17 protein-coding genes and 1 pseudogene are annotated in these 19,862 nt (G+C 42.3%); 3 read left to right on the top strand and 15 right to left on the bottom strand.

What is annotated here, in order from left to right; all coding sequences use genetic code 11:
- Positions 1–86: 86 nt before the first annotated feature.
- Positions 87–427, top strand: a pseudogene (locus E0H80_RS10015) (alpha/beta hydrolase); the annotation flags it as partial.
- A gap of 286 nt (positions 428–713) precedes the next feature.
- Here E0H80_RS10015 and E0H80_RS10010 read toward each other — a convergent pair.
- The 6 genes from E0H80_RS10010 to E0H80_RS09985 form a co-directional block, all read right to left on the bottom strand.
- Positions 714–1,460 (bottom strand): class II aldolase/adducin family protein, encoded by a 747-nt coding sequence (locus E0H80_RS10010; RefSeq protein ID WP_131365402.1) that lies wholly within the window; start codon positions 1,458–1,460, stop codon positions 714–716.
- Positions 1,461–1,472: 12 nt separating this feature from the next.
- A complete protein-coding gene (locus tag E0H80_RS10005; RefSeq protein WP_131365400.1) occupies positions 1,473–2,465 on the bottom strand; it encodes a ketopantoate reductase family protein in 993 nt (330 codons plus the stop codon).
- 25 nt (positions 2,466–2,490) lie between these two features.
- On the bottom strand, positions 2,491–3,264 hold the full coding sequence (locus E0H80_RS10000; RefSeq protein ID WP_067869693.1) for an ABC transporter ATP-binding protein: 774 nt from the start codon (positions 3,262–3,264) through the stop codon (positions 2,491–2,493).
- Positions 3,261–5,063, bottom strand: a complete 1,803-nt coding sequence (locus E0H80_RS09995; RefSeq protein ID WP_131365398.1) for an ABC transporter permease subunit — start codon at positions 5,061–5,063, stop codon at positions 3,261–3,263. Before E0H80_RS09995 ends, E0H80_RS10000 begins: the two co-directional genes overlap by 4 nt.
- Positions 5,060–6,097, bottom strand: a complete 1,038-nt coding sequence (locus tag E0H80_RS09990; protein WP_131365396.1) for a branched-chain amino acid ABC transporter permease — start codon at positions 6,095–6,097, stop codon at positions 5,060–5,062. Before E0H80_RS09990 ends, E0H80_RS09995 begins: the two co-directional genes overlap by 4 nt.
- 95 nt (positions 6,098–6,192) lie before the next feature.
- Complete coding sequence (locus E0H80_RS09985; RefSeq protein ID WP_131365394.1) at positions 6,193–7,335, bottom strand: ABC transporter substrate-binding protein; 1,143 nt, start codon at positions 7,333–7,335, stop codon at positions 6,193–6,195.
- A gap of 486 nt (positions 7,336–7,821) precedes the next feature.
- Here E0H80_RS09985 and E0H80_RS09980 point away from each other — a divergent pair, with 486 nt between their 5' ends.
- A complete protein-coding gene (locus E0H80_RS09980; RefSeq protein WP_131365460.1) occupies positions 7,822–10,287 on the top strand; it encodes a penicillin acylase family protein in 2,466 nt (821 codons plus the stop codon).
- 471 nt (positions 10,288–10,758) lie between these two features.
- On the opposite strand, the gene E0H80_RS09975 is transcribed toward E0H80_RS09980, so the two are convergent.
- The 8 genes from E0H80_RS09975 to E0H80_RS09940 all read right to left on the bottom strand — a co-directional run bounded on the left by E0H80_RS09975 (position 10,759) and on the right by E0H80_RS09940 (position 18,186).
- Positions 10,759–11,715, bottom strand: a complete 957-nt coding sequence (locus tag E0H80_RS09975) for a p-hydroxyphenylacetate 3-hydroxylase reductase component (RefSeq protein ID WP_131365392.1) — start codon at positions 11,713–11,715, stop codon at positions 10,759–10,761.
- A gap of 76 nt (positions 11,716–11,791) precedes the next feature.
- Positions 11,792–12,745, bottom strand: a complete 954-nt coding sequence (locus tag E0H80_RS09970; RefSeq protein WP_131365390.1) for a PDR/VanB family oxidoreductase — start codon at positions 12,743–12,745, stop codon at positions 11,792–11,794.
- Between the two features lie 34 nt (positions 12,746–12,779).
- A complete protein-coding gene (locus tag E0H80_RS09965; protein WP_131365387.1) occupies positions 12,780–13,517 on the bottom strand; it encodes an SDR family NAD(P)-dependent oxidoreductase in 738 nt (245 codons plus the stop codon).
- Between the two features lie 9 nt (positions 13,518–13,526).
- On the bottom strand, positions 13,527–14,012 hold the full coding sequence (locus tag E0H80_RS09960; RefSeq protein WP_131365385.1) for an aromatic-ring-hydroxylating dioxygenase subunit beta: 486 nt from the start codon (positions 14,010–14,012) through the stop codon (positions 13,527–13,529).
- A gap of 10 nt (positions 14,013–14,022) precedes the next feature.
- Positions 14,023–15,300: an aromatic ring-hydroxylating oxygenase subunit alpha gene (locus tag E0H80_RS09955; protein ID WP_131365383.1), complete on the bottom strand. Its 1,278-nt coding sequence runs from the start codon at positions 15,298–15,300 to the stop codon at positions 14,023–14,025.
- Positions 15,301–15,330: 30 nt separating this feature from the next.
- On the bottom strand, positions 15,331–15,858 hold the full coding sequence (locus E0H80_RS09950; protein ID WP_131365381.1) for a nuclear transport factor 2 family protein: 528 nt from the start codon (positions 15,856–15,858) through the stop codon (positions 15,331–15,333).
- Positions 15,859–15,888: 30 nt separating this feature from the next.
- The gene (locus E0H80_RS09945) at positions 15,889–17,055 is read right to left on the bottom strand and encodes an acyl-CoA dehydrogenase family protein (RefSeq protein WP_131365379.1); all 1,167 of its coding nucleotides are present in this window, start codon (positions 17,053–17,055) and stop codon (positions 15,889–15,891) included.
- Between the two features lie 18 nt (positions 17,056–17,073).
- Entirely contained in the window at positions 17,074–18,186 is a 1,113-nt protein-coding gene (locus E0H80_RS09940; protein ID WP_131365377.1) for an amidase, read from the bottom strand.
- A gap of 145 nt (positions 18,187–18,331) precedes the next feature.
- Between E0H80_RS09940 and E0H80_RS09935 the strand changes: the two genes are divergently transcribed.
- A complete protein-coding gene (locus E0H80_RS09935; RefSeq protein WP_067870068.1) occupies positions 18,332–18,799 on the top strand; it encodes a MarR family winged helix-turn-helix transcriptional regulator in 468 nt (155 codons plus the stop codon).
- A gap of 66 nt (positions 18,800–18,865) precedes the next feature.
- Here E0H80_RS09935 and E0H80_RS09930 read toward each other — a convergent pair whose 3' ends face one another.
- Entirely contained in the window at positions 18,866–19,861 is a 996-nt protein-coding gene (locus E0H80_RS09930; RefSeq protein WP_131365375.1) for a 3-hydroxybutyryl-CoA dehydrogenase, read from the bottom strand.
- Position 19,862 lies beyond the last annotated feature (1 nt).

The raw sequence follows: 19,862 nt of genomic DNA, 5'->3' as shown, positions 1-19,862 counted from the left end.
CCTTGCAGCACTTCAGATTTCTAGCGTTAAATTTTCCATTAATTTAACGCTAAAAATTTGCTTATTGCTCATTAAAGGTTTACAGCCCTATCGCTTCAACTGCAGCCGAGCTCTGGTTTACGGATAAATTTAATTCAAGGCAATGCAGCAGAAGTTGAAAATTTGCAAAATGGCCGGGCAGCGCTGAGGTTATGCAAGTTGTTGTGAAGCTTGGGCTAAAGCGGACCTGGATGAACAGTTAAAAGATATTACTGTTCCTGTTCTTATTGTGGCAGGAATACAAGATCCTGTAACGACAGTTGCAGAGGATCAATTTATGGTAGAGCGTATTCCGAATGCGAAGATGTTTGAAATTAATGCCTCGCATATTTCAAATATTGAACGTCCAAAAGAATTTATACATGTTTTAGGTACTGCTTTTAATTAATTGAGTGTTCCTCTTTAGATGCAATACGCGCGTATTGCATCTTTTTTTTAAGTACTCATTTTATATTTTGGTCACGGACAGAGAAAATCAAGGTTAACCATGACCCTCAATAAAATCACTGCCCACTCCGCTGAGTTTCATTAGCAGATCCAAAGAAATAAACATGATACCGTAAGTCCTAACCGTCAATTTATTATGACTGTTCAAAAGACTGCCGGTTTAACTGGCTTTCACTACACGGCCATTCCTGCTGGAAATTCAAAAAATGCATGAAAATGGTGTATTTTTAATCCGCTTCATGCATTTTACGCACCATTGCATTAAAGAATTTATCTGCAAATCCGCTGTCACCAATCAGCATTGCGGTTAAATCTGTGCATTTTTGCTTAACCTCTTCACTGAGCGGAAAATCTTCGCCGCCCAAAGCACCCGCTTGGCACTGAATTTCAGCAGCACGCTGCACGGTCCAGAGTAAAAAAAATGCTTTTTCAATACTGCTTTCTCCTACTGCAATGCCATGATTTCGCAATACTAAAATATGTTTATCTGCAAGATTTTGAATCATCCGCAGCTTTTCTTCTGGAAAAAGTGTGATGCCCTCAAAAGCATGATAAGCCACTCGCCCATAGAGCTGTGCACCATAGAAGCTATCAGACGAGAAACCCTTTTTTTTCTGTACCACAGCACTAATCGGTGTGGTATGGGTGTGAATCAAACAGCGGATATCATGCCTTGCGCCATGAACGGCACTGTGCAATGCAAAACCCGCAGGATTCGCATCATATTCGGAAGGTTCTACCTTATTTCCGGCTAAATCAACTTTCAATAAATTTTCTGGCGTGACTTCAGTATAATTTAATCCAAAAGGATTGACCAAATAATGCTGTTCATCCCCTGGTAACCGTGCTGAAATATGATTAAAGATTGTTTCAGTCCAACCAAAATAATCCACCAAATGATAACAATCTGCTAACTTTACACGCAGTTCCCATTCCTGCTGACTGAAATTCAAAGGTTGAATGCTGGTGTTCATAAGAATCCTTTTTTAAATCTTCCGTGATTGCTCACTCAAATATGCAGTTAAATTGCAAATATGCTTTGTGACAGGCATAGGACAATTAAATTGCTCGGCCAGCTCAAAAACAGCTTCTGCTATTCCTGCCATTTCTAAAGGTTGTTTCTTTTGATAGTCATGCCACATGGAGGTGTACACGTTTCCCATATTGCTGCCTAACTGTAAAAAGGTTAGGGGATCAATAGCAATTCGGGCACCATAACTGGCCGCCACCTGCCGGACTTCTTGGGTAATTTGCAGCGCCATTTCATGTAAGTGCGGATGTGCGTAGATGTCTTTTAAAGGAGCGCCCGTGACTACAGAAAGTGGGTTCGAGCTTAAGTTAGCAATCACTTTGGTCCAAATCTGATCTCGAATCTGGTCGGTAACCCTTAACTCAATACCGGTATCTGCAAAAAGGGCTTGAACTGCCTGTATACGCTCTGTGATTTGATTCTTCGGCTCACCTAAAATCAGCAGATATGGATTATCCGACTCCACTTTGCCATAGGCCTTCAATTTTGCTGTGATAAACACCACAGAACCAATTAAATGTGTCAAAGGAAAGCGCTCAATCAATTGCCTATCTTTATCTAGGCACTTAATGGCCTGTATATCATCGTTGCTTTGCCCTTGATAAAAATACCAAAATGGAATGCCGTTCATCAGCGGAATAATCACGGTTTCAGCATGTATTGCATCTTGAACAGCAGCAGTGATCTGATGAAGGGCATTTGATTTGGTCGCAATAAAAATAATATCTTGCGGATCAAGTTCTGTGAGGTCTTGCACAACACGATAGGGCGTCAACTGATATTCGCCTGTTAAATCGGTTAGCTGAATACCTTGAGTGGACAACACCTGAAAATTCTCCCCACGTGCAATTAAACTGACTTGTTCACAGCCTGCTAAAATCAGGCGAGCTGCCAAGGTACAGCCAATTGCACCGGCGCCTAAAATAGAAATTTTGGTCTCTTTTTTCATAAGGCGCTCCCGCTTAAAAGGAAAATTAAATAGAAAGAATGTCCTGATGCTTACTGTTAATCCCTAAATAGCTTTCAATAATTCTTGGATCTTCCACTAAATCTTGACCAGTGCCTTGCATAGACAATTCACCCATTTCCAACACATAGGCATAGTCTGCCAACTTCAAGGCTGCACGTGCATTTTGTTCTACCAATAAAATAGACACGCCCTGACCGCGCAGCTGATCAATAATTTTAAAAATCTCACGGGTAATTAAAGGTGCTAAACCGAGACTCGGTTCATCCAGCATCAACAGTTTAGGCTTTGCCATCAGTGCACGGCCCACAGCAAGCATTTGCCGCTCACCACCAGACAACGTGCCGGCTTCCTGAATCCGGCGTTCTTTTAAACGCGGGAAAATACTATAAACTTCATCCAGCGTTTCTTTTAGACTGCGGTCGCCATGCCGATAACGCTGAAAGCCACCCAGCATGAGATTATCTTCAATACTCATGCTGCCGAACAATTCCCTTTTTTCAGGCACTAAACCTAGTCCACGTACGACCATTCGCTCTATGGGCGGGCATTGCTCTACACTGCCATCAAATTCCACATCACCTTTTGAAGCAAGAACTCCCATGATTGCAGAAAGCAAGGTGGTCTTGCCTGCACCATTGGGGCCAACGACAGATACAATCTGCCCCTCATTTACCCGCATATTGAAATTCATCAGTGCATCAACTTTGCCATAAGCCACGCTTAAATTACTGACTTCTAATAAGCATTTGCCTTGCGTATTTTCTGTGATCGTACTCATGCTGCACCTCCTAAATAGGCTTCTAGAACAGCTTCGTTTTTTTGTATATCTTCTGGCAGGCCTTCTGCTATTTTTTCACCAAACTCCATTACTACAACGTGATCGACCAAATTCATCACAAAGTCCATATCATGCTCAACCAATAAAGTCGCCATACCCTCTGCCTTCAGCTTCATTAAAAGCTCAGCCAAAGCCTGCTTTTCTTTTAAACGTAGGCCGGCAGCAGGTTCATCCAATAACAATAAGCTTGGGTGGGCACATAAAGCACGCGCAATTTCCAATATTCGCTGCTGCCCTAGTGCCAGATTTCCAGCTTCGGTATAAAGATAATCCCCTAGACCGACCCGCTCTAACTGAAATTTAGCTTCATTCAATAAATTGTTTTCTTCCTCACGATCCAGCCTGAATAGCGAGGCCCAAACGCCTTTTTTACCGCGTAAATGCGCGCCAATCACCACATTTTCCAACACCGTCATTTCTGGCAAAATTTTGACGTGCTGAAAGGTTCGGCTCAGTCCTTTTTTAGCAATCTCACGCGATAACATGCCATTGATTTTTTCACCTAAAAAGATGACTTCACCGCTGGTTGGAACATCGACACCGGACAACTGGTTAAACATGGTGCTCTTGCCTGCGCCATTCGGGCCAATCAATGCCAGAATTTCGCCTGCATGAATTTTTAAATTCATGTTGTTATTGGCGACCAAACCGCCAAACTTTTTCGTCACATTCTTCGCTTCTAGAATAAGCGTTCCTTTTGGAGGCAACGCCAGAGTAGGAAGTGCTTGTGTGGGTGCGGTCAACTCCGTATGCAAATCATTAGCTTTAAAACGCGGCGGTATCAGCTTGACCAGCATTGGCAATAAGCCAGAGGGGGCTTTTTGCATCAACAATACAATCATTAAACCAAAAACAATAGTTTCATACTGTCCATTATTGCCAAAAATAACCGGCATTAAGTCTTGCAGCCATTGGCGCAGCATCGTGAATATGCCTGCTCCAAATATTGCGCCCCAAATACTGCCTACACCGCCCAGCAAGGCCATGAACAAATAATCAATCCCCATTTGTAAACCAAAAGGTGTCGGGTTAATAAATGATTGATTATGCGCATATAACCAGCCCGAAATAGAGGCAAAAACAGAGGAAATAACAAAGACCACCATTTTAGATCTAAAGGTATTTACCCCCATAGACTCCGCCATGACTTGTCCGCCTTTGAGTGCCCGTATCGCACGGCCTTCCCTAGAGTTCAAAATATTTTTGGTCAAAATAATGGCCACAAATAAAATCAGCCAAATGAGATAAAACATTTTATTGCTGGTGTCTAAGGCATAGCTCGCAATAGAAATGCTCGGAATATTAGAAATACCTGAATGACCGCCTAGACTTTCAATGGTGGAGAAGAAATAATAGAGCGATATTCCCCAAGCAATGGTGCCTAAAGGCAAATAATGTCCAGACAGTTTTAAGGTGAGGCCACCCACAAGAAATGCAGAAGTAACCGTTAAAACAATACCTAAAATTAGCCCTGCCCATGGGCTGCCGCCTGTCCACATCAAGAACTGGGGCAACTGTTCGGTCACTGTTAAATAAGCGGTCGAGTAAGCGCCAATTCCCACCAATGCCGCTTGACCAAAACTGGTCATGCCGCCCACACCTGTCAATAGCACTAAACCTAAAACGACTAAAGCATTCAGCCCAATATAATTAAGTAGCGTGACTTGATAAGCAGGTAAAATTAAAGGGCTAAGGGCCATAAGCGCAGCAAAGCCCAGAAATAAATATTTAGACTTCATTCATGGTCCTCCTCAATGTGACGAGACGTTAAAGATTTCCAAAGCAAAAATGGAATAATGAGGGTAAAGACGATAATTTCCTTATAGTCGCTGGCCCAAAACATAGAAAATGCTTCAATAATACCAACGGCCACCGAACCTGCTGCTGCCACTGGAAAACTTGCTAAGCCGCCAATAATTGCGCCAACAAAGCCTTTAAGGCTGATAATAAAACCAGAGTCATAATACAGTGTGGTAATTGGTGCAATTAAAATACCCGCAAATGCTCCCATAAAAGCCGCCATTGCAAAGGTGATTTTGCCTGAAAAAATGGGAGAAATTCCCATCAGCTGTGCCCCAACCCGATTCACCGCAGTGGCTCTTAATGCTTTGCCGTAAAGTGTCTTTCCAAAGAAATACCACAGCATAAGAATCATGCTGAAAAACGCGGCAATAATATAAAGGGTCTGGCTATTAACAGCTAAACTCCCCCATTGATATACAGCATCACTGAATGGTTGAGTTTGCGCACCATCTGGGCCAAAAACTAACAGGCCAATCCCCACCAAAGCCACATGCACTGCAATAGAAACAATCAGTAGCACTAATGATTTGGCAGCCACCAAAGGCTGAAAGAATAAACGGTAGATTTGCGGGCCAAGCGGTGTAATAACAGCCAAAGCAAGTAAAATTTGAATAAACATCGGCAGGCTTGCCAATGGCAGTAAATACATCGCTCCAACAATTAACGCAATGTAAATCGCCCACAGACTATGGCTTCTTAAATTAAATGGAGTCTTATTTTTAAAACTCGCATAAAGATCCAGAAGCAATTGAACAGCAAAGAATATTACCAACAGCCATACAATACGGCTTGGTGTTCCAGCTTGAATAGAGGCAAGTGTCAGTGCAGCAAAAACACTAAATTCACCTAAAGGAATGAGTAAAATTCGGGTGACAGTAAAAACCAATAAAATACATAAGGCGAGCAATGCATAGATTGCACCACTGGTAATGCCATCCTGCCCAAGAATTAATGCGATGTCTAAATCCATGACCGCCAGATCCTCGCTATTTTTCAGAGGCAAAAGCTCTCTAAGAGCAATTGCACCCTGAATTGAATAGCAGATTAATTAATTTAAAAAATTTATTACTTCAGCAATTTCCATTGTCCATTTTTTACAGTGACCATGACCCGTCCGCGCTTGTCAAAACCACTGTGATCCATTGGCGTCATGTTATAAACACCTTGTGTCCCTGCCACTTCTTTGGTTTGTTCCAATGCTGTGCGCAATGCTTGGCGGAATTGCACACTTCCTGGTTTCGCCTGCTTTAATGCCACCGGAATCGCCTTTTCTAACAGCAGTCCAGCATCATAGACATTCGCACCAAATGTCGCCGGGTATTCACCATAGATTTTTTTGTAATTGTTCATGTATTTCAAAGCAATGGCTTTGGAAGGATGCTTATTGTCAATTTCATTAATGACCAGCATCAAGCTAGCCGCCAAAATCGTGTTATCTACTTTTTTGCCCCCTAACTTTAAAAACTGATCTAAGGCCGCACCATGGGTTTGATAAATTTGTCCACGATAACCGCGATCATATAAAGCAACTTGCGGTGTTACTGCGGCACCGCCCGGGGCTGCAATTAAAATGGCTTGTGGCTTGCCGGCAATCAGTTTCAGGGCCTGCCCAGTCAATGAGGTATCCTGACGCTGAAAAGACTCTTTTTGTGTAACTTTAATGCCCTTGCTGGCTGCTAAATGAGCAACGACTTTACTCCAGTTCTCTCCATAAGGATCTGCTGTACCAATAAAGCCTAACGTTTTAATCTTGCGCTTAACCATGTCCTCAACTAAGGCTTGGGCGATCAAATCATCATTTTGTGTGGTTTTGAATACCCATTTTTTTTGCGGATTCATTGGCAAAACAACAGTGGATGTTCCGACAGGCGCCAGTAAAGGGACCTGAGCCTTGGCAATAATACCAATGACTGCACTGGCATTTGGTGATCCAGAAGGCCCAATAATGGCATCTACATTACTTTCACTGATCAATTTATTAATTGCTTTTACGCTTGCGGTTGGGTCACTGGCATCATCCAAGGAAATATAAGTGACTTTTTCACCACCAATGGTTTTAGGAAGTAACGCAACTGTATTCTTCTGTGGAATTCCCACCATCGCCACGGGGCCTGTAGATGAACTAACCACCCCAATGCGTACATCGGCATGACTGGTCACTGAACCTGCTGCTAGAGCAGAAACAAGCAATATTTTATTGATTTCCATATGACAAACTCCATTTATCATTCATTGATGAGTCTCACGACTTTATTTTTTATAACATAAATACATGTAATTTTCTTGTTAATTTTAAAAAAATATCATTTATTCTGAAAATTAATCCTACGAGTGTATTTTATTCAAAAATAGCGAAGCTAAAACAGCAGGTTTTAGCAAAAAAATTTCAGCCAGTCTTATTTTAAATCTTTTAATTTTATAATTATATTTAAATACAAGGGTTTAGTATATTTTAAAACCCCCTCTTTGCCTAAATTTATTACAATATCTGTATTTTTTGCTCGCTTAGATTAAAGAAAGTATAACGATATACCTTGCCATCAGTGGAAAATTACATGGATAAGTAGTAATAATTAAAGTAATGAACAAGGCATGTTCATAAGTGAATGTAGCCACCTTGAATACGTGGTTGCCAGTTAATGAATTCACTTCTAAATCATAATGAAAGCAAGGAGATCTAAATTGAAAAGCCAGATGATCAATAATCAGTCTCATTATAAAAATGTATTGATTCGATACAGTGTCTTGAGTTTAAGCTGCATGTTTCTCGCAGGTTGCAACTCATCCTCAACTTTAGAGCCAGTATCCACGCCAAAACAGGTCACCATTAAACGCGATAATTTTGGGACACCCCATGTTTATGCAGACAATACATTCGGACTGTTTTATGGATATGGATATGCTGTAGCAACGGACCGTTTATTCCAAATGGAAATGTCTAAGCGAACCGGTCAAGGTACTGTAGCTGAAGTTCTGGGAGCAGACTATCTGCAATATGATATTGCAACCCATAGTCGCTTTAATCCTGAAAATATTAAACAGCAACTTGCGCTATTGTCCCCCGAAGACCGGGCAATTTTTGAGGGTTATGCCGCTGGTTTCAATCAGAGAATCAAAGAAATTCTAGAAAACCCTGAACTGATGCCAAAAGAATTTCTCGATTATGATTTCAAGCCGTCCACTTGGCAGTCCGAAGATATTGCCATGATTTGGGTCGGTTTGATTTTAAATCGCTTTTTTGCAGCAAGTTCAGAAATTTCTAATTTAGACCTGCTCACCCAACTACAAAAAGAAAAGGGCCAAGACGAAGGCTTAAAGGTTTATCAACAATTGCGTTGGCTAGACGATCCTAGCGCTCCCACCATTATCCAGTCAGAACAAAAACCTCAGCTTTCAGCACGTCAAAAGCAAACCTTCACCAAAGCTCGACCTATTTCAAAACAAGCGGCAGATAACTATTTAACTCAAGCCCGTATTGCCTTAGGCAAAGGGGTCATTGATGGTGTACCGACTGCAAGCAACGCTTGGGTTCTACAGGGGGATAAAACTGTTGAAGGACAAGCTGTTTTATATAATGGCCCTCAGCAAGGATGGTATACCCCTGCCATTACCTACAGTATTGGCTTACATGGCGCTGGCTATAATTTAACAGGTATTACTCCTGTCGGCCTGCCTGCTATTTTATTTGGGACTAATGGTAAAATTGCATGGGGTTCAACCGTGGGTTCACTCGATACCAATGATTTTTATCAGCTAAAGATAAACCCCAGTAATCCTAAAGAATATTTCTACCAAGGTGCATATATTCCTTTCGAACATCGGCAAGTCAAAATTAAGGTCCGTAAACAAGCAGATCACATTTTAGATGTTTATAAAAGTAAACAAGGCTTTGTCACTGCATGGGATGAGAAAAACCAAACAGCTTATGCGCAAAGACGCAGCTGGGAAGGTGTTGAAGTCGAAACCTTGTTAGGTTGGGCGAATGCTGCAAAAGCGTCTAATTGGGATGAATTTATGCAACAAGCCAAACGGGTCGCAGCATCCATCACTTGGTTCTATGCCGATACGGATAATAATATTGGTGTTGCAGCCTTAGGCCGTTTACCTATCCGCCCAGAAAATCAGCATCCGCAGCTTCCTGCTCAAGGTGACGGCTCGATGGAATGGCAAGGTTTTTATGATTTTTCGCATAATCCGAAAGAATACAATCCAGAAAAAGGCTATATCGCAAGCTGGAACAATAAAGCATATGCAGGCTTACGTTCAGACTCATCTAATTTTTCTCATGTGGACCGCGTCAATGAATTGCTTGAACCGCTTGAAAGTAAACAGAAGCTGAGCCAGCAAGAAATTTGGGACATGAACAAAACCGGCGCATGGGCTGATCTCAACGCACGCTATTTTATTCCCTCTATGGTTAAAGCAGCCCAAAGCCCAAAAGCGTCTGAAGCTGCAAAAAAAATCGTACCTTTATTGGCCTCTTGGGATTATAAACTCCGCCCAGATCATCAAGCTAAGTACTATGAAGGCGCAGCTCCTGCCATTATGCGTGCATGGCTTAATCAAATGATTGAACTGGTGTTAAAACCCAACCTATCAGAAAGTATTTACAGTCGTTATACCGATACGCTTTACCCGGTCAATTTGGATCCGCGGAGCACTCAGCCAGCAAGCGCATCAAAGTTAATCTGGAATGCACTTCAGGGAAAACAGTCAGCTGTTGCTCAACAGGTCGATTTTTTGAAGGGACAGTCTCCTGATGAAGTGGTTTTAACTGCCCTTGAGAATGCTTTAGCAACACTGTCAAAGCAATATAACTCAACAGAGCCGAATGATTGGAAACTTCCTGTTGCAACAATGGGATTCTCGGCCAAAAATTCCGTGGGTATCCCTTGGGCTGATCTGGCACACCAGCAAAAGTTGAGTACTTATGGCAATACAGGAAGTGCCTCTTTTAGAGTTGTTTTGAACCCGAATCAAGTCACCATGTGTTCAATTTTAGCCCCAGGTCAAAGTGGTTTTATTGATAAAAATGGTAAACCCGATGCTCATTTTGCCGATCAACTACCATTGTTTGAAAACTATGAATGTAAAGAAGATGCAGTCGATCAAAAGAAAATTGACCAAAGCAGCAAACATAGTGTGACTTTGAACTATTAATCTTTAGCATTCGGATCTTTCTTTTTTTAATAGCGACCTGTCATGGTATTCATGACAGGTCGCTATTGCGCATTACTGACCGTATCAACATCTTTTTTCAAAATGATCTATTAATATTTTCAATCATTCACAAGGTCGATAAAATCTGACCCTTTTAGAAAGTTTCAGAAAATCCAGAACTTATATTGAGTTTCTTGAGGATTCTACAATAGGGTGGGTTTTACTAAATGAGGCAGTTTAAATGAAGAAAATAAAATCTTATGCATCTATTTAAAAATTCTATCAAAACGTGCTTAAGCACAAAAATCCAGTGGAATGAGATTTTAAAGATAGATTATTTTTCTTATTTTTTTGTTTATTTATTAAAAAAAACTAATAGTCAGTGACTATTAGCGGTCAAATATCAGGGTGAAAAACAAAAAGTAGGAGGCAACTATTGCTTATTTTGCACTAGTTGCCTCTCCATCTCATTTAGTTAATACCCGCAATATCTCTTAAAATTTTAATGAAACTGTCTTTTTCACTGTCTGAATATTTTTCTAATACTTCATTCTGATGGCTGTCTGCAATATCAAACAAATAATGCGCGGTTTTCTTGCCTTTCTCTGTCAATTTATAGAAGCCGTCGGTCTCAATCAGCAAACCGTCTTTTTCCAGAATTGCAGCGGATCGTTCTACTTCACGCATTGGCATAGCAATATCACGCGGTAAATCCGCTTTGCTTGAAGCCGTACCACTGCCTAGCACCAGTAAAAGCCGTGCTTCACTGGTACGGAAACCCGTCACCAGCTGCTTAGGAATATAATCATTTTGATAGAATTTAAAGGCGCGACTCATCAAATAGCAGACATTGCCATGTAAATGCCCGTGATGCATCTCACCGACATCTTCAACTTCAGCAGACTCTTTCACCTGCAATAAAGGATGCGGTGTCACACCTGAATAAGCCCCTTGATGGTAAACCAGCGGACTGCGGCCTTCATCATGAAAATTTACCACTTTGCCGATAATAATCCAGTGATCTCCACCTTCAATGATCTGATGGCGCTCACATTCAAAAACAGCCGAACAGTGGTCTAAAACTGGTGCTAGTCCTGCGCCTTCCTGAAAACTGGTGCCTTCATATTTATCGATATTACGGCGTGAAAACTTATTGGAAAGTTCAATTTGCGAACCGGACAAAATATTGACTGCAAAATGTGTGGCTTGCTCGAATACATGAAAGCTTGAAGAGTTCTTATCGATACTCCAGAGAATTAAAGCGGGATCTAAAGAAACAGAGTTAAAACTGTTTGCTGTGACTCCTACTTTTTCGCCCTGTTCATTTTGCGCAGTCATAATGGTGACGCCTGTAGCAAAATTGCCTAATGCGCGTCTAAATTTGATTGGATCAATTTTTATAGTATCCATCGTATGTAATGCGTTCATGCTTCTCTCCTGAATTTTAAAGTCCTATTCCTGTGCGGACCCAATACTGTGCAATTTCAATATGACTGGTGTTTATTTAAATATCTAACACTAGGCGTGCCGATTTAGCGCGAGAACAGCACACCAGTATTTGCTCATTGCTGGCTTTCTCTTCATCGGTAAAATACACATCGCGATGATCCGGCTCACCTTCAAGCACATCACACATGCATGTCCCACAAACCCCTTGCTCACACGACATTTCTATCTCAATGCCTTCACGTGCCAAAGCCTGTAAAATGGTTTCCTCGGCATTCACCATAATGATTTTGCCGCTGCGTTCAGCCACCACTTCAAAAGCATCACCACCCGTTTCCACCTCTACCTGAAAATATTCTTTGTGAATCTGATGTTCAGGAAATTCCCGGGTCTGCGCTAGATTAATGACCCAATCCATAAATCCATTTGGACCACATGTATAAATATGGCTTTCAGCATCAATATTCTGTATCGCAGATTGAAAAAATTCACGGTGGCTCGCGCCTTCCGATTTAAAATGAAAGGTGGTGAATTGAGCCAGCGCACCATTTTTAATTTCATCTACAAAGGCGCAACGTTCTGGACTTGCCCCACAGTAATGCAACTCAAAAGACTCACCTTGATCAGCCAACTGATACGCCATGGTAATAAGTGGGGTAATGCCGATACCGCCACCGATCAATACCGAATGCTTGGCTTTCACCAAAGAAAAAAGATTTTTCGGTGCGCTGACTTGTATCTGCATACCATCTTTTAATTCATCAAAAGCGGATATAGAGCCGCCTCTGGATTCAGGATCACGTAAAATTCCTAAACGGAAAATACCCGTTTCAGCTGGATTTTGGCAAAGTGAATACTGACGTACCATACCGTTGGGTAAATGCACATCAATATGTGCACCTGCTTCGATTTTAGGCAGCATTGTAGATGTTGCAGATTCAAATTCCATGACTGCAATATTTTCGCCTTCTACATGGCGGTTTTTGACAACAACATTATAAAGTGCAGTCATAATTCATCTCCCCGTTATGCATCAAGCTCGCGGCTTAACGCATAAATAATCCGCCGTTGATATCCCACGTTGCACCCGTCACAAAACCGGCATTTGGACTTGCCAATAACGCACACGTTTCAGCAATAAACTGCATACTGCCCAAAGCTTTGACAGGGATATTCTGAATAAATTGTGCCATCTTTTCCTCAGATACCACGCTGTGCACAATCGGTGATTCCATGGGCCCTGGTGCAACCGCATTGACCGTGACACCTTTCGCAGCAAATTCCTTGGCAAAAATTTTCGTCAGGGTCACAATGGCACCTTTGGTCGCTGCATAGTGCGCGCCCGTTGCTGTGCCGCCATTTTGCCCTGCCAAGGACGCCATATTGACAATACGGCCAAAACCTTTGTTTGCCATATACTTGCCGATAATCTGACACGACTGAAATGTACCGCGCTGATTAACTTGGGTAATCCAGTCAAAATCAGCCGCAGTAATCTCTAAAACAGGCGTTGCTTTGGTGACCGTCGCATTATTTATCAGTACATCCAGTTTTGAAAATTTCTCTTCAATCCATTGCACAGCAGCATGAAAATCTGCTTCAACAGAAATATCCAGCTTCAGAGGAAACATATTTTTCGCATTTACACTGCGCTCTTTTGCAGCTTCAGCTTTTTCCAGTGTGCTTGCAGATAAAATAACTTGATGACCTTGGCTGGCAAAGTATTCTGCAACAACATTACCTAAACCCGATGCGGCGCCCGTCACTAAAACAATCTGTTTCATTTTTTTCTCCTAAAGAATGTAACTGATACCCGCTAACGTATCGGTAGAGTTGACCAAGTTAATAATTTTACGATTAATTTTAAAACCTTGTTCAGCATCGCGGATCAAGTGAAACGTGACATCTGCGGTATAATGCTTCAGACTTTCTTTGCGGAATTCGCGCAGGTTTTGCGCACAACGTAAAATAATTTCATCACTGTCATCTTTGACAATCCGCACACGCGATACGCTGCGCACTGTATTTGCTTTTGGAGAAGTGGAGATGGCCTCGCCATTGTCTAAACGGTTTACCCGTAATTGACGCATGTGATGATTGTCATAGGCATAATTCAAATTATTTTCATAATCCGTTAATGCTGGATCAATCGGAATAATATAAACGCCAGTTTCATTCCACAGCTTTAACCATTCTGCATGTTCGTAATGATCCAGCATGTCCGCTTCAGCCCAAATAAAAGCAGTCACTTCATTCAATAAATTTAAATCGATTTTCATTGCTCTCTCCTTAAGCCGTCATCAACTTTTTCCACTGCTGATACGCAGCCCGCATGCCAGTTTCAGCACTTACATCACTTTTTAAGCCATCTGCAGTTTTGACTTCGCCCGGTAAACCGCGATTGAGCATGATCCATAAATCATTACCTGCATCTGCCCCTTTTTGTACCCGCTCCCATGCTTCTGCATCATCCGGTGTACCAAAACCAAATGGGCCCTGGAAATGCTCATGCAAACGCAAGCGGTACTGATTGGCAATTTGCGGGCCACCATCCATAGTAATAACCGAGTGATGAATTTCTGTTTTATTTACAGAGATCGGCTGCATGACACGGAAGAAAGCCATTGAACAGGCAATATTGGGGAACAAGTTCAGGTTAAAACCAGAACCGCCTACAGCACGGACAATACGGCGCACTTCCAATTCTGCATGGCCTTCATCACGCAATGCCTGAGCCAAATCTTCAAAACGTTCCTGAATAGGACGTTCCATCAATTCTTCTTCCAAATCGACCAGTTCAGGAATCATCACCATGACACTATGACCATTGCCTAAATCTTCGACATAGCCCGGCTGGTTATCAAAATTAAATAGTTCTTCGGTTTTTTCATCGACTGAACTTAAGAATGATTTATGCACCAATGGGAAGTGATAGGCATCTGTAGTATTTTCCAGCTGGATTTTCCAGTTACCGGGGAAGGTAAAACGGTGCTCACCCAGAACTTTCACTGGATAGCCCGCACCCTGTTTAATGAACAGGTCAATCCATTTTTTCGCCGCACCGAGAAAATCTTCCAACGGTTCAACATCATGATTAAAAGAGGCGAAAATCATACCGTTGTATTCTTCAACGCGCAGGCTGACCAAAGGGAATTCAGATTTATCCAGGCATTCGCCATAGCTTTCAGGAGACGGCACACCGCGTAAACTGCCATCCAAAGCATAGCTCCAGCCGTGGTAAGGGCATACAAAGCTGTTGGTTTTTCCCTTTTTATGTTCACATAGTGTTGCAGCGCGATGACGGCAACGGTTAAGCAGCACATGAACTTTCTTTTTACGGTCACGCACCGCAACCACTGGCTGCTTACCGATATTCATGGTCTTATAGCTGCCGCCTTCTGGAATTTCGCTGGCATGCGCCACCCAGACCCAATTGCTGTAATAGATTTTTTCCATTTCATCTTCAAAGATTTTTTCATCTTTATAAAGTGAAGTATGCGCACGGTCTGATTGAACTAGCTCATTGTAGTCAATATCAATATTTTGAAGTGGAATGATACTATTCATGTCAACTATCCTTTTAAATTTATCCTTGGGTTATGTCTGAGACGGTACTGGCAATTCTGCTGTACTGTGCCAATGAGAGACTGGACGACTGAAAATATTTTCCGTTTGAAAATGTCTGATTTTCCAGCTATCGTCCTGCTGCCGTTTAAATGTCACTGTGAGTTTGGCTGCATTCATATGGCTGCGGCCATCTTGAAAAGTTGAAGTTTGCAACATCAACCAAGCTGCTTTTGCGTGCATGTCCTCAACATAAATTTGTTCTGAACTGACAAAATGCGCATTCATCACGAAATGCGATTCTTTTTGGGTATACCCCTTGAACATGTCGTGAATCGCCTGCCGTGAGCTGAAGTGACCAAAAGACTGTGCATATTTTTCGCCTATGCCTTCCCAAATACTGTCTTCATCAAACAAATCCATTAATTCATTCAAGTCAGTATTGGCATCTAAAGCATCACAAATTTCCATGTAGCGGTTAATGCAGTTTCGAATTGCGGCTTGCGCTTCCAACTGTGCCAAACGCTGTAGAATTGCACTCAAATCCATTTTGTCATTCATTCTTAATACTCACGTCTGAAGTCAATCTGCTTATAAATAACCCGGTGCCGGTTTTAAGCCAAAGCTGATTAAACCTGCATTCTGCAAGGTGGCATCCCCCATAAAGGCATGCTGTGTCACCACATTGGTATCGTTCACAAAGCGGCTAAACACATTGTTGGTATAAATGGCGGTCATACCTGCCAGCATTTGCATTTTGCGGGCAACACGGGCAGCAACGCGGGCAGCATGTGTACAAGACAGACGCATATCACTGATTTGTTCTGCGGTTGGTGTACGGCCTGCAGTAACCTCACTCCAAACGGCATCCATCGTTTCATAAAACCAGGTACGCGCCGCTTTAAACTCTGCTTCAGCTTGCGCAAATTGATATTGTGTGACTGGACGGTTGGCAATTTCGGAACCGCCCGTAATAGAAGCCTTGCCTGGCGCAAGGAGCTTGAATTCGTTTAAAGCCGCTGCCGCCACACCTATACCCACCACTGTCAAAACCTGTGTTGCAAGTGATAAGGAAGGATATTTAAAAAATGGCTCTGGAAGCTTAGACGGCTCTCCGCGTACAAATGTCCACTCTTTAGCCACCAAAACATTTTCAACAACTAAATCATGGCTTCCCGTTCCTTTTAAGCCCACGGTATCCCAAGTCATTTCAATTTTTACTTGTTTTGCAGGCATGACTGCCATCCGTGGCAAACCCTGCGCTTCATTACCCTTTTGCGGCGCAATACCGACACCCACAATATCTGCACCCATGCAGCCACTGGAAAATTTCCAGCGCCCTGTAACCATAACTCCTTCATCGGTAATTTCTGCGGGTTGCGGCGGAAAAATACCGCCCGCAAAAACAATGTCCGGTGAATTTTTATACAGCTCTTTCAGGGTTTCTTCCGGCAAGCTGCCTAAATAAGCTGGACTCATGCCAAAGCTGGCCACCCATCCCACAGAGCCATCCGCCATCGATAATTTTTCAATCAGCTCGCAAAATTCACGCGGCGAAACTTCCGAACCACCAAAACGCTTTGGAACAAATGCCCGATATACACCCAGTTTTTTTAATTTTTCAATGATGTCTTGACTGACATAGGCCTGATTATCAAATTCGCCAGTACATGCGCGTTCCCGGATTTCCTGACACAATGCAGTCAAGTCCACTGCGGTATTATCCATGACAAAATCCTTTGCAGATAAATGATTCATTCGTTAACTCCTTGTAACTTATTGCGCCGCCTTCACGACAAATTTTGCAATTGCACAGAGCTGTTCATCTGCATTTTTTTTAGCAACAATCTGCAAGCCCACAGGTAAGCCCTCTTTTGTCTCTAATGGCACTGATATTGCCGGATGCCCAGACAAATTAAATGGACGGACCAACCCTGTTAAATTTAAAAATGCGGCTGTATTTTCTGCATCCGCAACTTGTGGTGGAATCTGCGGCAGGGTCGGCAACAGCAATGCATCATATTGATTCAATAAAGCATCTACTTCTTGGGTAAACCTTTCTTTTACATTTTCTGCTTCTGCAACCTGCTGGCGTGTAGTTTCTGAGGCTTTCAGCAAACGCGTATTGACATCGGCACCCAACAGTCCTGTTTCAGTTAAAGCGCCATACGCCTGCCAGTTTTCGAAATTAATAATTTGCATACCGGCATCAAATGCTTCCTCAAAAGATGCAATCTCTACCGGGGTCAAAACCAACCCAGCTTTTGCAAGGTATTCAGCAATACATTGATTCACGTCATCACTCGCCTCTACATTCAGCACCGCAAGTTTAGGCGTTTGCTCCAAGGCTTTTGCAGGATGAAAACTCGGATCAATAATCTGCATAGCGGTTTCAATCATGCTGACGGAATTGGCAAAGGGGCCAACACAATCCAATGAACTATTTTCCGGATGTACCCCTTCGCGGCTCACACGGCCAAAAGTCGGCTTTAAACCAAAAATTCCGCAACAGGCAGCAGGCATGCGGATTGAGCCACCGGTATCTGTTCCTAAAGTAAAATCGGCCAGTTTGGCTGCAATAGCTGCAGCCGAGCCGCTCGATGATCCGCCAGGAATCAGCGCTGGATATTTGGGATTAAGCGCCGTACCGAATGCACGGTTAATGCCCGTAATGCCAAAAGCCAATTCATGCAAATTTGTTTTTGCGGTAATTTGACAATCCGCAGCCAAAATACGCTCAACCACAACGGCATTCTGCTCTGCCGCAGGGATACACTCGAGCGCCTTACTTCCCGAGACAGTTTGAAAACCTTGAATATCGATAGAGTCTTTCACCATGACGGTGAGCTTTCCTGAGCCTAGATGAACATCCTGTGCCACAATATTCATTCACTTTTCCATGTATTTTTATAACTAAGACTAATATCTGAAAAAGCCATGTGATTGTCAAGTGTTTTTCCTAACAGAGAACGAAGAAAATATTTTTAATTTTTGTATAATGGACTATCCATTTTCACAAAGTTATCACTTTGCCATGCTTACTCATTTAGAAAATTTTCTGCCTAACAATGAACCTAGCAGTCTACAAAGCTACCCTTTTTTCTGGGTCTCCCAAGTCAACGGGAAATATACGCAGCTGATTGAGAAGTCTATAAAAAAACTAGGAATAGATAATACCCGCCGCAAAATTATCTTAAGTACCAATGCATTGGGGCAAGCCAGCATTACCGAGATTGCCAATTTATCTACACTCAAATTGACCACTGCAACCAAAGCCATTTACCGCTTGGTGGAAGATGACATTGTTCAGGTTTTTTCTTCTGAATTCGACGAACGTATTTCAATGGTCAAGCTGACAGATAAAGGAAAAAAACTGGTTGAGCAGATTAATCAAATCAGCCAAGTCACTCTTTCAGGGATTTTAAATGCTTTTAATGATGAGGAATTGATTCAGCTGAATGCCCAGATGAAAAAAATATTCGATCTTATGCCATCCAGCTGAAAACTAAAAAATTAGCCATTAAACAAAAAGCCCATACATTCGAATGGGCTTATTGCTGAATACATTTTACCTTCTAGAAGAAATCATATTAAATCCAGGCTTTAAGCCGGCTGCCTCTATTCTGTTCAAAAAAGTTTGCAGCACGTGTTGTTTATAGGACGAAATATCTACATCTTCATATTGATAGAAACCTTGCTGCTCTCTTAAGCCATTTCGACCATTGCGCATATTTTCTGCCACAATCTCTGCTGTACTGTACCTTTCGCCCAGCTCCCGCTCTAAATACTGCGACGCATAATACAAAATATCACCTCCACCCCAATCAATAAACTCAAGCAGACCCAAGACCGAGAACCGCAGCCCAAAACCGGTGCGAATGGCAATATCAATATCCTCTGCCGATGCAACCCCTTCTTCTACCATTCGTGCCGCTTCATTCATCGCCAAAGCTTGAATTCTGGGTACGATATAGCCCGCTTTGGCATTGCATACCACTGCTACTTTGCCCATCGAGGTCAAAAAAGATTTAAGCGCCAGCACTATTTGATCTGAAGTCTGTTCTGAGCGGCTTAATTCAACCAATGGAATTAAATAAGCCGGGTTGAGCCAATGTGCATTGACCACACGTTCAGGATAGGAAAGCATCTTGGCGATATCTGTCACTAAAAAGGTGGAGGTGGTTGAAGCCACTATACAATCAGGTGCAATATGTTGATCCAGCCAAGCAAAAATATCCTGCTTCACCTGTAGTTTCTCCGGCACACCTTCCAAAACTAAATCACATTGTTTTAAATATTCAATGGAGGCAGATTTGTCGCTTAGCTGTATATTGGCTTGAATCGCTGAAATTTGCTCCGGTTGTATGAATTGAATTTGACTTAACAGCATCAGTTCTTGTGCAATGTCCTGCTCTACTTGTCGCTGATATTGTACAAAATCATGAATTGAACGCTCTTTAGCATCAATCAGTTTGACTTGCAGTCCGGCATAGGCAAAAGCAATGGCAATCGCTTTGCCCATTCGCCCGGCCCCTACCACCGCAGTGTGCTGAATTTTGGGCATC

Source organism: Acinetobacter sp. ANC 4779 (genome assembly GCF_004331055.1).
GTDB lineage: Bacteria > Pseudomonadota > Gammaproteobacteria > Pseudomonadales > Moraxellaceae > Acinetobacter.
This window is presented reverse-complemented; position numbering and strand designations above follow the sequence as displayed.

Excerpts from the sequence above, each read along its gene's own strand:
- E0H80_RS09950 (WP_131365381.1), bottom strand. The coding sequence starts at position 15,858 with ATGAATGACAAAATGGATTTGAGTGCAATTCTACAGCGTTTGGCACAG.
- E0H80_RS10005 (WP_131365400.1), bottom strand. The coding sequence starts at position 2,465 with ATGAAAAAAGAGACCAAAATTTCTATTTTAGGCGCCGGTGCAATTGGC.
- E0H80_RS09980 (WP_131365460.1), top strand. The coding sequence starts at position 7,822 with ATGATCAATAATCAGTCTCATTATAAAAATGTATTGATTCGATACAGT.
- E0H80_RS09965 (WP_131365387.1), bottom strand. The coding sequence starts at position 13,517 with ATGAAACAGATTGTTTTAGTGACGGGCGCCGCATCGGGTTTAGGTAAT.
- E0H80_RS09935 (WP_067870068.1), top strand. The coding sequence starts at position 18,332 with ATGCTTACTCATTTAGAAAATTTTCTGCCTAACAATGAACCTAGCAGT.
- E0H80_RS09985 (WP_131365394.1), bottom strand. The coding sequence starts at position 7,335 with ATGGAAATCAATAAAATATTGCTTGTTTCTGCTCTAGCAGCAGGTTCA.
- E0H80_RS09975 (WP_131365392.1), bottom strand. The coding sequence starts at position 11,715 with ATGAACGCATTACATACGATGGATACTATAAAAATTGATCCAATCAAA.
- E0H80_RS09930 (WP_131365375.1), bottom strand. The coding sequence starts at position 19,861 with ATGCCCAAAATTCAGCACACTGCGGTGGTAGGGGCCGGGCGAATGGGC.
- E0H80_RS09990 (WP_131365396.1), bottom strand. The coding sequence starts at position 6,097 with ATGGATTTAGACATCGCATTAATTCTTGGGCAGGATGGCATTACCAGT.
- E0H80_RS10010 (WP_131365402.1), bottom strand. The coding sequence starts at position 1,460 with ATGAACACCAGCATTCAACCTTTGAATTTCAGTCAGCAGGAATGGGAA.
- E0H80_RS09945 (WP_131365379.1), bottom strand. The coding sequence starts at position 17,055 with ATGAATCATTTATCTGCAAAGGATTTTGTCATGGATAATACCGCAGTG.
- E0H80_RS09955 (WP_131365383.1), bottom strand. The coding sequence starts at position 15,300 with ATGAATAGTATCATTCCACTTCAAAATATTGATATTGACTACAATGAG.
- E0H80_RS10000 (WP_067869693.1), bottom strand. The coding sequence starts at position 3,264 with ATGAGTACGATCACAGAAAATACGCAAGGCAAATGCTTATTAGAAGTC.
- E0H80_RS09970 (WP_131365390.1), bottom strand. The coding sequence starts at position 12,745 with ATGACTGCACTTTATAATGTTGTTGTCAAAAACCGCCATGTAGAAGGC.
- E0H80_RS09940 (WP_131365377.1), bottom strand. The coding sequence starts at position 18,186 with ATGAATATTGTGGCACAGGATGTTCATCTAGGCTCAGGAAAGCTCACC.
- E0H80_RS09960 (WP_131365385.1), bottom strand. The coding sequence starts at position 14,012 with ATGAAAATCGATTTAAATTTATTGAATGAAGTGACTGCTTTTATTTGG.
- E0H80_RS09995 (WP_131365398.1), bottom strand. The coding sequence starts at position 5,063 with ATGAAGTCTAAATATTTATTTCTGGGCTTTGCTGCGCTTATGGCCCTT.